Origin of the sequence: Streptomyces sp. NPDC093085 (genome assembly GCF_040683935.1) — a bacterium.
Lineage (GTDB): Bacteria > Actinomycetota > Actinomycetes > Streptomycetales > Streptomycetaceae > Streptomyces.
In genome coordinates this window covers 58,642-71,125 of the sequence record NZ_JBFBFB010000011.1, presented here as the reverse complement: position 1 = coordinate 71,125, position 12,484 = coordinate 58,642, and the positions used below count along the sequence as shown (strand labels likewise).

General features: G+C 72.7%; 10 protein-coding genes and 1 pseudogene. 5 read left to right on the top strand and 6 right to left on the bottom strand.

Features of this window, described 5'->3' with window-relative positions; translation table 11 throughout:
- Positions 1–146: 146 nt before the first annotated feature.
- From AB0O07_RS26225 to AB0O07_RS26215, 3 genes are all read right to left on the bottom strand, one after another.
- A complete protein-coding gene (locus AB0O07_RS26225) occupies positions 147–2,819 on the bottom strand; it encodes a dolichyl-phosphate beta-glucosyltransferase (RefSeq protein WP_365637484.1) in 2,673 nt (890 codons plus the stop codon).
- Positions 2,816–3,622 (bottom strand): GntR family transcriptional regulator, encoded by an 807-nt coding sequence (locus AB0O07_RS26220; protein WP_365637481.1) that lies wholly within the window; start codon positions 3,620–3,622, stop codon positions 2,816–2,818. The genes AB0O07_RS26225 and AB0O07_RS26220 overlap by 4 nt, the downstream gene beginning before the upstream one ends.
- Before the next feature lie 154 nt (positions 3,623–3,776).
- On the bottom strand, positions 3,777–5,171 hold the full coding sequence (locus AB0O07_RS26215) for an aspartate aminotransferase family protein (RefSeq protein WP_365637478.1): 1,395 nt from the start codon (positions 5,169–5,171) through the stop codon (positions 3,777–3,779).
- A 273-nt stretch (positions 5,172–5,444) separates the two neighbouring features.
- On the opposite strand from AB0O07_RS26215, the gene AB0O07_RS26210 reads away from it, so the two are divergent.
- The 5 genes and pseudogenes from AB0O07_RS26210 (at position 5,445) to AB0O07_RS26190 (ending at position 10,783) form a co-directional block, all read left to right on the top strand.
- On the top strand, positions 5,445–7,571 hold the full coding sequence (locus AB0O07_RS26210; protein WP_365637475.1) for a protein kinase: 2,127 nt from the start codon (positions 5,445–5,447) through the stop codon (positions 7,569–7,571).
- Between the two features lie 38 nt (positions 7,572–7,609).
- A pseudogene (locus AB0O07_RS26205) lies at positions 7,610–7,729 on the top strand (trypco2 family protein); the annotation flags it as partial.
- Between the two features lie 360 nt (positions 7,730–8,089).
- Positions 8,090–8,812, top strand: a complete 723-nt coding sequence (locus AB0O07_RS26200) for a hypothetical protein (protein WP_365637859.1) — start codon at positions 8,090–8,092, stop codon at positions 8,810–8,812.
- A 64-nt stretch (positions 8,813–8,876) separates the two neighbouring features.
- Entirely contained in the window at positions 8,877–10,445 is a 1,569-nt protein-coding gene (locus AB0O07_RS26195) for a polymorphic toxin-type HINT domain-containing protein (protein WP_365637473.1), read from the top strand.
- A complete protein-coding gene (locus AB0O07_RS26190) occupies positions 10,442–10,783 on the top strand; it encodes a hypothetical protein (RefSeq protein ID WP_365637471.1) in 342 nt (113 codons plus the stop codon). The genes AB0O07_RS26195 and AB0O07_RS26190 overlap by 4 nt, the downstream gene beginning before the upstream one ends.
- A 98-nt stretch (positions 10,784–10,881) precedes the next feature.
- Here AB0O07_RS26190 and AB0O07_RS26185 read toward each other — a convergent pair whose 3' ends face one another.
- From AB0O07_RS26185 to AB0O07_RS26175, 3 genes are all read right to left on the bottom strand, one after another.
- Complete coding sequence (locus tag AB0O07_RS26185; protein WP_365637468.1) at positions 10,882–11,283, bottom strand: hypothetical protein; 402 nt, start codon at positions 11,281–11,283, stop codon at positions 10,882–10,884.
- Positions 11,280–11,543: a hypothetical protein gene (locus AB0O07_RS26180; RefSeq protein ID WP_365637466.1), complete on the bottom strand. Its 264-nt coding sequence runs from the start codon at positions 11,541–11,543 to the stop codon at positions 11,280–11,282. Before AB0O07_RS26180 ends, AB0O07_RS26185 begins: the two co-directional genes overlap by 4 nt.
- Positions 11,544–11,679: 136 nt before the next feature.
- Complete coding sequence (locus AB0O07_RS26175) at positions 11,680–12,138, bottom strand: hypothetical protein (RefSeq protein WP_365637463.1); 459 nt, start codon at positions 12,136–12,138, stop codon at positions 11,680–11,682.
- Positions 12,139–12,484 lie beyond the last annotated feature (346 nt).

Below are 12,484 nucleotides of genomic sequence, written 5' to 3'. Positions count from 1 at the left end.
GGAACCCTCGTCCGGCGCAGGGCCCCCGTCGAGCACGGGGCCCCGGCGGGCGCAGGGCTCCGGCGGCCTCCGGAGTACCGGCAGCCCCGCATCATCATCGCCTCCCCATCATCCGGTATCGATCGCTACCCAGGAACCGGGGGCCGTCACCCCTTCGGCGGTACGTCCCAGATCCAGACGCCGCCGATCCGCTTCCCCGGCCGCTGGAACAGCTTCTCCAGCGTCTCGTAGAGCGCCGCGTCATTGGGCTGGGGCGCCAGCACCACCACGCCCGCCTTCCAGAACTCCAGGTCGAAGCGGGCCTGGGCGCGCCACCGGTCGTCGATCTTCGGGACCTGCCCGCTGTAGCGGACATCACGCAGCATGGCGGAGGTATAGCGGGGCGGCGCCCCGTAGATGCCCCGGCGGTCCTCGCCCCAGGGCCCGTTGAAGTAGCCCCCGGGGAGCGAGAACCCGAACCCGGCCACCGACTGCCAGCGCAGCGCGTCGGCGCTGCCCGGGTCAGGGAGCGGTACGGGGACGACGGACTCCCCCTCGTCGACGTACGGGCGGTACATCTGCCGGGTGAGGAACTCCGGTACGTCGGGCCGGTCCCGTACCGGCAGCGGGGTCGGCAGGATCGGGAGGAGCGCGGCGGCCACGGCGGCCAGACCGAGGGCGGTGACGGCCCGGTGGTCAGCGAGGGCCCGGCTGAAGGCGTCGGCCCCGCCGGAGAGGTCGACCCCGCCCGGGACGTCGCCCCGGCCCCGGGACCGTCTCGCCGGCGCGGCCAGCTCCGCCACCGCCAGGGCCAGCAGCGCGCCCAGCGCCGGTGCGCAGATCATCGCGACCCGGGACTCGATGACCGACTCGAAGAGCGGCTGGTGGGCCAGGGCCCGCCACGGGCCCGGGAGCACCACGTCCGTGAAGGGGATACGCACCTTCGGCCCCAGCGACAGCAGCGCCGCCGCCACCGCCGTGAACGCCAGCGCCCTGACCACCGCGCGCCGCCACAGCCACACCACGATCCCCAGGGCGAGGGAGAGCAGCGGCCAGCCGTAGAAGGCGTTCTGTTCCGTACGGTTGAGCGCGAGCCCGTCGGCGGTCCGCTCGTCGCCGAGGAGGGCGCGCCCGGAGAACTCCAGGAAGGCCAGCGGGCTGTTGCCCGCGTTGTCGCCGTGCAGCACGCTGTGGTAGCTCTGCGGGCCGAAGAACTGCCAGTACAGCGGGGCCGCCACCAGCGGCAGACAGACCGCGAGCGCCACCCCGAGCCCGCGCAGCAGCCGCCCGGTCACGGCGCGCGCGACATCGCGGCGTACGGCGGCGTACGCCAGCGCGAAGAGGAGCGTGCCCATGACGGCGAGGAGCAGCGGTTCCTCGCCCAGGAAGATCTGGTACGTCGTGAAGAGCCCCAGCAGCACCCCGTCCCGTACGACCCCTCGGCCGTCCTCCGGGGGCGGGTCGCAGAGCTTGAGCGCCCGGTCGATGATCACCGGGATCATGAAGAGGACGAGGAAGTTCGGGTGCGCGTTGGCGTGCGACATCATCGGCGGCGCGAACGCCGCGAGCCCCGCGCCGACCGCCGCGGCCCAGCGGTTCACGGGAGCCTGGCGGTTCGCGGGGGCCTCGCGCGGCAGCAGGCGCCGTACGAAGAGCCAGTACCAGGCGGTCGCGGTGGCGGCGAGCCCGAGCGTGAGCACCAGCGCCCACGAGTAGGTCGCGCCGAGTCCGAGCGTCACCGGGATGAGAGGGACGGAGAGCCCGAGCATGACGGTGTTCGCCATCAGGTTCACGCCGTCGGGGAAGTTCTGGGCGGTGGTGAAGAGCGGGTTGCGCAGGTGGGTGATGTTGTCGGCGGTGACCGCGAAGAACCACTCCCACTGGTTCTGGTCGGAGCCCGCGTCGGCGAGATAGGCGTGGTCGAGGTCGGCCCACAGCCCCTTGTAGAGGAAGACGGAGGCGAGGAGGAAGAGGGAGACGACCACCAGGTCGGTACGGCGCCGCCGCGCCCAGCTCCGTATCCGTACCCCTGGCGTACGCGTACGTTCCCCGCCGGGACCCGCCGGGCCGGCGGCCTCCCCCCGCCCGGCCGCCCGGAGCCGTATCAGCTCCAGCAGCACCCGCCCGTAGTCCAGCGGCCGTACCTTCGACCCCGGCTGGTGCGACCAGCGCACCGGGACCTCCGTCACCGGCCACCCGGAGCGCCGGAAGAACCGGAGTATCTCGACGTCCGTGCCCCAGCCGTCCAGCCGCGCGGCGGCGAAGGCGGCGCGGGCCGCGTCGCCCTCGAAGAGCTTGAAGCCGCACTGGGTGTCGCTGATGCCGTCGACCGCGACGCGCTGTATCAGCCGGTTGCCGAGCCGCCCCAGCCACTCGCGGACCGCCCGCTGCCGTACCTCTATGCGCGCGTCGGGGTGGGCGCGCGAGCCGATGGCCGCGCCGTCGCCGCCGTCGGCGGTGAGCTGCTTGTCGAGCCGGTCGAGTTCGTCGATCGGGGTGGCGAGGTCGGCGTCCGTGAGGAGCACGCGCCGCCCGGCCGAGGCGAGCACGCCCTGGCGCAGGGCGTGCCCCTTGCCGTGGTTGCCGCCGCCGGTGAGGACCCGTATGCGCGGCTCCTCGGCGGCGGCCTCGGCGGCCACCTCGGCGGTACGGTCGCCGGAGCCGTCGTCCACGACGATCAGCTCCCAGCTCTGCCAGCGGGCGCCGGCGGCGCGCAGGTGGTCGCGGATGGCGTCGAGGGTGGGGCGGAGGCGGTGCTCCTCGTTGTACGCGGGGACGACGACGGTGAGGTCGACGGCGGCGCGCGCGGTACCGGGGGTGGGATGGTCTTCCGTGGTCATTTCCGCAGGCGCTCCAGCCGGTCCGCCCACCTGAGCGAGTGTGCGTCGTAGTCGGCGACGACGGTACGCACCGCCGCCACATCGCCCAGGGTCAGGGCGTCGGTCAGGGACTCGTACCCGTTCCAGAGCCACTCCGGCGACCGTGCCTCGCGCTCCCGCGCGGCCTCGGCCTCCGCCGCCTCGGCGCGCAGAAACGGTACGGAGAACACCCACTCCTGCACCCGCAGCCGGTCGAGGAACTCCGCGACGTACCGGTTGGCGACCAGCGCGCACAACTCGCGCCAGAACCGCAGGTCGTAGCCGATGAGGATGGTCAGATCCCCGGCCCGCGCCGCGCGCGCCGCCGCCTCCGCCCGGCGCCGTACGGAGACGAGCGCGGCCCCCTGCGCGACGACCGCGAGGGGCCGGCCCCCCGCCTCGCTGGTGGGTGCCCCGCTGTCGGCCGTCCCGCTGGTGGGTGCCCCGCCGCCGGCCGTGCCACGGGTGGCCGTCCCGTCGTCGTCCATCGTGCGGAAGACCGCGTCCACGATCAGGGCCCGCGCCTCGACCATGCCCCGGAAGTCCGCCACGGAGAACTGGTGGACGCGGAACCCCCGGTGCTGGTCCGAGTCGAGCAGGTCCTGCGCGGAGAGGTCGACCAGCGCCTCGCGGACCGGGGTCGCCGAGACCCCGTACTGTTCGGCGATCTGCTTGACCGTGAACTCCTGCCCCGGGAGCAGACGCCCCGCGAGCACCTCGTCACGGAGCGCGTCCGCGATCTGCTGCCGCAGGGTGTTGCGGGTGACAGCTCCGCTGGCGGGCATGGTTCTCCGTCCCTCCGTCCCTCGTCCCGTCCCTCGTCCGGCTCCCACACCTTAAGCCGCTGAGGGACCGTAAGGCTTTTGAGGCGGGAGGGACGGAAGCGATCCCCGCCCGGACCAAGCGACTCCCGTCCGGGCCAAGCGACTCCCGTCCGGACTACACGACGTACTCGTCCGCCACCGTCAGCGCCGCGTCCAGCGCCGCGAGCCCCTCCTTCGCCTCCGCCTCGGAGATGTTGCAGGCGGGGGCGATATGCGTACGGTTCATGTTCACGAACGGCCAGAGCCCGCCCTTCTTGCACGCGGCGGCGAACGCGGCCATCGGGGCGTTCGCGGCCCCGGCGGCGGCGTACGGCACCAGCGGCTCGCGCGTCGCCCCGTCCCGTACGAGGTCGAGCGCCCAGAAGGCGCCCAGGCCGCGCACCTCGCCCACCGAGGGGTGGCGGGCGGCGAGTTCGCGCAGCCCGGGGCCGAGGACGGTCTCGCCGAGGTGCGCCGCGTGCTCCACGATCCGCTCCTCCGCCATGACCTGGATGGTGGCGACGGCGGCGGCGCAGGCCAGCGGGTGACCGGAGTAGGTGAGTCCGCCGGGGTACGGGCGGGTGGCGAAGGTCGCGGCGATCGCCGGGGAGATGGCGACGCCGCCGAGCGGCACATACCCCGAGTTCACGCCCTTGGCGAAGGTCATCAGGTCGGGGACGACGTCGTAGTGCTCGGCGGCGAACCACTTCCCCGTACGCCCGAATCCGGCCATCACCTCGTCCAGGACGAAGACGATGCCGTGCCGGTCGCAGATCTCGCGGACGCCCGCGAGATAGCCGGCCGGGGGCGGCATGACACCGGAGGAGCCGGGGACGGTCTCCAGGATGACCGCGGCGATCGTCGCGGGGCCTTCGAGGGCGACGGTCTGCTCCAGGTGCGCGAGGGCGCGGGCGCACTCCTCGGCCTCGTCGGCGGCGTAGAAGGCGGACCGGTAGAGGAAGGGGCCGTGGAAGTGGACGACACCGGCCGTACCGGTGTCGGAGCCCCAGCGGCGCGGGTCGCCGGTGAGGTTGATCGCGGTGGAGGTGGCGCCGTGGTACGAGCGGTAGGTGGAGAGCACCTTGGGGCGGCCGGTGTGGAGGCGGGCCATCCGGATGGCGTTCTCGACGGCTTCGGCGCCGCCGTTGGTGAAGAAGATCTTGTCGAGGTCGCCGGGGGTCCGCTCGGCGATCAGACGCGCGGCCTCCGACCGTACGTCGACGGCGAAGGCGGGCGCGAAGGTGGCGAGGCGGCCGGCCTGGGCCTGGATGGCGGCGACGACGGTGGGGTGCTGGTAGCCGATGTTGGTGAAGACGAGGCTGCTGGCGAAGTCGAGGTAGCGGTTGCCGTCGTAGTCCCAGAAGTACGGGCCTTCGGCGCCGGCGACGGCGAGCGGGTCGATGACCTCCTGGGCGGACCAGGAGTGGAAGACGTGCGCCCGGTCGGCGGCCTTGACGGCGGCGCCGGTCTCGGGGTCGGGGACGGCGGGGCCGGTCAGGGGGTCGGGGGCGGCGGGTGAGGTGAGGGTCATGGGGCCAGCGTAAGGAAGAGGGGGGAGAGCCTGTCGGCCGAGAGGCCCGTGGGCCGAGGCGGTGGCCGTCGGCAGCCCGCTCCCCCGGGGATATCCGGGGCACCCGGCGGCGGGACGACAGGCCGATGCGAGAGTATCGGGCGGCGGCACGGGTCGCGAGACGCGTCGCGGCGGCGGCAAGAGCCCTGAGGGCACGGACATGGGCACGGACATGGGGCCGGGCAGGGGCACAGTCATGGGCATGAGTACGGGTGTGGGGAGGGCCGCGCGGCCATGGAGAAACTGGTAGCGGGAGACCCCGCGCACATCGGTGCGTACCGGCTGCTGGCCCGGCTGGGCGCGGGCGGGATGGGCCAGGTCTATCTGGCGCGCTCCGACCGGGGCCGTACGGTCGCGGTCAAGCTGGTACGGCGGGAGCTGGCCGAGCAGGAGCAGTTCCGGGCCCGGTTCCGCCAGGAGGTGGCGGCGGCCCGGCGGGTGGGCGGCACCTGGACGGCGCCGGTGCTCGACGCCGATACGGAGGCGGAGGTTCCGTGGCTGGCCACGGGGTATGTGGCGGGCCCGTCGCTGCACGCCGTGGTGGCGGGGCGGTACGGTCCGCTGCCGGAGCGTTCCGTACGGCTTCTCGCGGGCGGGCTCGCCCACGCGCTCCAGGACATCCACGCGGCGGGCCTGATCCACCGCGACCTCAAGCCGTCCAACGTGCTGGTGACGATCGAGGGCCCGCGCGTCATCGACTTCGGGATAGCGCGCGCCCTGGAGACGGTCGCGAACGACGGGCTGACCCGGACGGGCGCGCTGGTGGGCTCGCCGGGCTTCATGGCGCCGGAGCAGGTACGCGGGGACCGGGTGACGGCGGCGTGCGACATCTTCTGCCTGGGGTCGGTGCTGGCGTACGCGGCGACGGGGGAACTGCCGTTCGGGGGCGCGGGCTCCGGGGTCCATGCGCTGATGTTCCGTATCGCGCAGGAGGAACCGGACCTGTCGGCCCTGCCGAAGGGCCTCACCGACCTGGTACGCGACTGCCTCCGCAAGGACCCGGCGGACCGCCCGACGACCCGGGACATCCTGGCCAGGGTGGGCGGAACGGGAGACGGGGCAGGCCCCGGGGCAGGCGCGGGCGCGGGTGCGGGCGCGGGTGCGGCCCTCGGCTCCGGTACGGGCGCGGACTCCGGTTCCGGTTCCGGTACGGGGGCGGGGGCGGGCGCGGCCTGGGGCGCGGGGGGCGAGCCGTGGCTCCCGAGCGCGCTGCTGGCCCAGTTGGGGCAGCACGCGGTACGCCTCCTGGACCATGAGGACCCGACGGGCGTGGTACGCCGCGAGACGGACCCGGGGCCGGGCCCGGAGCCGGAGCCGGTATCCGGCGCGGGGACGGGGACGGGCGCGGGACAGGTACCCGGCACGGGGACGGGCGCGGCCCCCGAGACGGGCGCGAGCCCCGAAGCCGCGTCAGCCGCCTCCGCATCAGTCGCCCCGGAGGGCACCCCGGCGGGCTCCCCGGAAGGCACCCCGCCCCCGCCGGCGGCACAGCGGCCGGGACCGGCCACCCCACCCTCCGGCGCCAGCACCCCGTACGCCTACCCGAACCCAGCCCCAACCCCAGCCCCGACCCCAGCCCCGGCCCCGTACCCCCAGCCGGGCTACGGCTACCCGCACCCCGCGCCCACGCCCCACCCCTACGGCTCCACTACCCCGTACACCCCCGCTCCCCCGCACACCCCCGCCCCCTCCTACCCTTCGCACCCCTCCTACCCGTCCCACCCCTCCTACGGCGCGCCCACCTCCGCGTCCGCGCAGCAGCCGGCGCAGCCGACAGGCCGCGGCGGCCGGGGAACGGCGGCGCTGATCGCCGTGGCGGTGGCCGTGGCGATCGCAGCGGGCGTCACCGTGTACGCGGTGATGGGCGGCGACACGGCGCAGGAGAAGAACAGGGCGGACGACGCCAAGCCGTCCGCGTCCTCCAGCGACTCGGCCGTCCCGGGCACGGACTCCTCCCCCGGCCCTTCGACATCCCCGGAACCGGACGGCACCGACGGTGCGGAGGGCAAGGCCGACAAGATCCCGGCGAAGTACCTGGGCACCTGGAAGAGCGGCGTCAACACCGCGACGGGCCTCAGCCCGAGGACTCTGGTCATCCGTCAGGGCGACCCGGGTGACACCGTACTGACGCTGACGGCGGACGGCGCGAACGGCGAGTACCACTGCGTCTTCGAGGCCCCCCTGGCCACCGCCCCCACCGCCGACGGCCCCCTGAAGATCGGACCCTCGACGGTCACCACCGGCGAGCCCTCGACCGCCTGCACCCCGGGCTCCGCCACCGAGTTGACCCTCCTCCCCGGCGGCACCCTCCAACGCGTAACGACAACGGGCGAGTTCCTGACCTACACAAAGGCGAACTGACCGGCCCGGCAGGGTGCCGGAGAACAGATAGCGGCTCGTTGGAGCTGTCGGTCGCGCTGGAGCGATCCGCGCAGGCGGGGGCGAAAGTACGGTTCTGGGTCGTGGAGTCGGGGGCGGACGCCGCGGTGAGCGCCACCTCGACCCAGCGCATCTCCCTGACGCTACAGCCGACCCTGGCCGGGGACCTGGTGCTCACGGCAGCGCATGTGGTCTGCGGCGAGACGGCGCTCCGGGTGCGCTTCTTCACCGAGGACAGCGGCGCCCGGGACCGGGCCGCCGAGCTGGTCTGGTCCAGCTCCGCCGCGGACATCGCCTCCCCTCAACGAAACCCCTCCGCAACGCCCGCCCCCCAACGAAGCCCCCCCTGGGCCCGGGATTGGGCCCCTGGGCCCACGCGCCGGTCACCACACTGCCTATACTGCCAACACGTACACGTTGCAGCAGCAAACATACGGCCACCGACACAAGAAGGGCCCTCACCCATGTCCCCCACATCCACCCGAACAAGACAAGCAATAATGGCCATTTCGGCCGTACTGGCCCTGAGTACGACGGCGGCCTGCGGAGCCGAAAAGGATTCCGACAGCAAAGCCCCCGCCGCCGCGACCGCCACCACCACTCCCTCCACGGAGCCCCCCGCCCAGAACGCGTCACCGGCCCCCGGCAAGGCAGCCCCGGGGGCAGACCTGAAGGATCTGATCGTCACCGAGGTCAAGGGCTTCGAAGTGACGGAGGCGGCGGCGAGCGAGGTACGGGCGTCCGGTGCCGTCAAGGCGTCGAAGGCGGCCTGCCAGCCCATTGCCGACCTGGTGGGAACGGCCGCCGCGGGCTCCCCCGAGGACACCGTCTACCGGCAGTTGGTCGCCGCGTCGGAGCCGGAGGACATGACGGCGTCCGGCGTACTGGTCGGCCTCTCCGCCTACGCGCCCGGCAAGGCCGCCCAGGCCCTGGCCGGTCTCGGCAAGGCGGTGTCCGCCTGCGGCGCCGGCTTCACGACGACCTCGCCTGACGGGACGGACGACTACGCGGGGGTCACAGCGGAGGAGGGCCCGGCGGGGCTGGACGAATCGCTGGCGTTCGAACTGACCGGCTCGCTCGACGGCGAGAAGATCCCGCTGAAGTACGCGCTCGTACGGACCGGGGACACGGTGGCCCTCTTCTACGCGATGAACCCGTTCGACCCGGCGAGCGCGGAGATCGCCCCCGAGGTGACGGCGGCGCAGGTGGCCAGGCTCGCCTGACAGCGCGTCCGAGGCGTTGTCACTCAACGGGGAACACGGGGAAGAGGGGGGCACAGTGCTGCTGTTGCCACGCACAAGCAGAAACGCGAACAGCGAAACATACCCGCGAGCCACCCAGGGCGACAGGGGACAGTCGGGCCTGGAGTATCTGGGCCTGGTGCTGGTGGTCGTCGCGATCATCGGCGGACTGCTGGCCACGGGCATCGGCTCGGACGTAACGCGGAGAATCACCGCCCAGGTCTGCGCGATAGGAGGCGGCGCCGACTGCGGCACGGGCACCTCGGACGCCTCGGACACCGGGGACGACACCCCCACCACCGGCGGCACCACCGGAGCGAGCACGGGAGCAAGCACAGGGACAAGTACCGGCGCCAGCACGGGGGCGAGCACCGGCGCCAGCACGGGCGCCGGCACGGGCGCCGGCACCGGCGGCCCGCCCTCCCCCGACATCGAACTCGCGGCCGACGCCCCCAAGACCCAGGCGGAGCTGGACTACGAGGAGGCCCAGCGCGAGCTGGACGACGCGAACAAGGAGTACGACAAGGCCAAGAAGGTCCTGACGGACGCCGCAGCCGCGCTCGGGCAGATCGCCGCTGACGAACTCGGCATCACCGACGCCCTGAAGTGCCTCCGGGAAGGCGACCTGAACGCCTGCGGCGAGACGGCCCTCAATGTGGCGATGCAGTTCGTGGGCGGCATCCCCGCGAAGATCGTCAAGAAGTACGGGCTGTCCCCGTCGAAGTGGAAGAAGGCCGCCAAGCTCGGCAAGGACGTAGTCGCGCACGGCAAGGACCTCTACTCCGGCGCCAAGGGCATGTGGAAGGCCAAGAAGAAGGCCGACCGCCTGAAGAACAAACTCGCGGACCTGAAGGAAAAACTCCCCCGCCGCAAGAAGAAGCCGGTCTCCTGCCCGCCGTCCCACAGCTTCCTGCCCGGCACCCCGGTCCTGCTGGCCGACGGCCGCCGTATCCCCATAGAAAAGGTGGCGGCCGGCGACAAAGTGATCGCGACAACCCCGGAAACGGGCCTGACGGCGCCCCGCCCGGTAGAGCGCACGATCACCACGTACGACGACAAACACTTCACCCGCCTGACCCTCGCCACCACCTCGGGCCCCGCCGTGATCACGGCGACGGACACCCACCCCTTCTGGTCGACGGACCAGGCCGCCTGGCTGGACGCGGCCGACATCACCCCCGGCACCCACCTCCGCACCCCCGCAGGCACCACCGCCGAGGTAACCCTCACCACCCACTACACCCACCGCCGCACCACCCACGACCTCACGATCGCCGGCATCCACACCTACTATGTGCTGGCGGGAACCACTCCGGTCCTGGTCCACAACAACGACGGGCTATGTGGCGTATGGCAGTCCGAGTTCGACAAGCTGCCGAAGGGAAAGCAGGGGCACGTTCGGGAGATGCCTGATGAGCAGACGATGCGCGATGCCTTCGAGCGCTGGACTGCCGGCGCAGAGCAACTCCCAGCAAGGGGTCCGAAAATCCCCGAGGTCTATCGACTCGAAGATGGAACCGTGATCCAGTGGAGAACGGCATCCGCCTCCGGTGGAGCGACAGTAGACATTCAGCCCGGTAGCGGCGGAAAGCCATTGAAGGTTCACTTGCCATGATCGACAGACGTATTTTCGCTGACGTACTGATCGAAGGGCTGGACGACTGGGTCCCCATCGATCAGCTCATCTGGGCGGCACGAGAAGAGGTGAAAGGGCACTCCTGGAAGGAGTTCTTCACCGAGCTGCTGCACTTCTTGCTCGAAAACGACCTGATCCAGATCGGTGAACTTGCCGCGGATGGATTCGCTCCATGGAGGGGCGAGACAAGCGAAGTTGTCCGGCTGGTACTCGATGACCTTGAGCGCCTTTCCTGGGAACCCAAGCTGGGCAGTCGCGCCTGGATCGCCAATACGGAGGCAGGTAATGCAGTCGCACGGTCGCTGACCGACTCCTGAGGCTCCCGGGGGCCCGCACCTCCTGAGTGGCCGGTGCGCGGCGGAGCGAATCGGGCGGACGGTCCGGCGAACCGGGCCGTCCGCCCCGCTCGCCAGCGTCAACGCCTCTCAGGGAGCCGGATCGTCCGTACGAGCGGCATGTCCGCGTACAGGTCCGGCAAGGCGGTCACCACCGGGCAGCCGTCGGGCCACTCCACCGTCGGGCGCGACAAGTGGACGGCGTGGCCGACCCTCCAATCGACGCCCTCACGGATCAGCGCCCCCACCGTCGCCACGGCCGGAAAGTCCAGCGCGACGATGTTCGCTGCGGGCAACGCCCCGACATGCTCGGCGAGCCCCTTGCGCCTCCCGTCGGCGGCTACGAGGCAGAGCGCCGGCACGTAGACGTGGCGGGTCGGGCCGCGATGGGTATTGGCGATGAACTGCGAGGCGAGCTGATTGCCCGAACCGAGCTCGATGAGCGCCGTCTCGTCGTAGACGACAGCGACGGAACTGCTCACAGGCTGTCCACGAGGCGCCCGGCCTCCAGCTCCCGCCAGACCTTCTCGGCCCTGTCGTGGTCCTCGTCCGTGAGTGTCACGCCGAAGTGCGTCTCGCAGTACGCCTTGGTCTCCTCGTACCGCCTCCGCAGTTCTTCCTTCGTGGGCGTGGCCTCGGCCAGCTCCGCGAGCAGGTCGCGCATGGTCATGCCACGCTCGCGGGCGAGAATCATCAGGCGGTCACGGACAGCGGGGTCTACCTTCACGGTGGTGTCAGCCATTACCGCAGTATACCTGCGGTATACCAGGGCGGGTGGGCGTTCCAACTGGATGGTCACGTCATGCCTTTCTTCGGTGAATTCCTCTGGACGGCCCGGCCCCCTTCGGAGCCGGGAGCTTTAACCGGGGCGGGGCCCCTCAGGCGAGGGCCGCGGCCCGGGGTGGCGGGGCCAGGGCCGCGCGGGCCAGGGCGCCGCCTCGCTTCGCGGCGTCCGCGAAGCCTCGGGCCGCCGCGTTCCGGGGCGGCGGGGCGCAGGCCCGGCAGGTGCCCGACGGGGGCAGGGGCGCGCGGCACTCCGGGCACTCCCGGGCGTCCCGGACGGGGGGCCGCGCCCCGGGGACGGGTGGCGGCGGCGGGGCCGGCATCTTGCGGCGGAGGCGGTCCGCGATCAGGCCCGGCGGCGAGAGCACGGGCGTCGGAAGCCCCGCCGTCAGCGCCTGCGTCACCTGCGCGTCACTCGCACCGCACCCCCGCCACTCCTCCACCAGCGGCGCCAGCCGTACGGCCTCGACGGCCCCGAGGACGAGCCGGGGCTCCCGGCGCCCCAGGGAGAGCAGCAACTCGGTGGCCGACCGCAGCTTCTCCGGGACGGACACCTTGGCGGAGGGTGCGTCCGGCCGGGGCGAGCGCCCCGCACGCGGCCCCCGCTCCCGCCGCTCCGCCCGCTCCCGCCGTACCGGCGACTCCCGCCGTACCGGCGACCCCCGCCGTACCGGCGACTCCCGCCGTACCGGCGACTCCCGCCGTTCCGGCCGTACGCGCCCCTCGGGCCCCGGCTCCGACCCCGCCCCCGACCCCGCAGCCGGAGCCGCAGCCGCAGCCGCAGCCGCAGCCGCAGCCGGGGACAGGGAGGGGGGTTCTTGCACCCCAGTCATTTCTCCCGAAGGGAGCGGTCCCGAAGCCCCGGATTCCGCGTCACCGGGGGCCGGATTTCGGCCATTC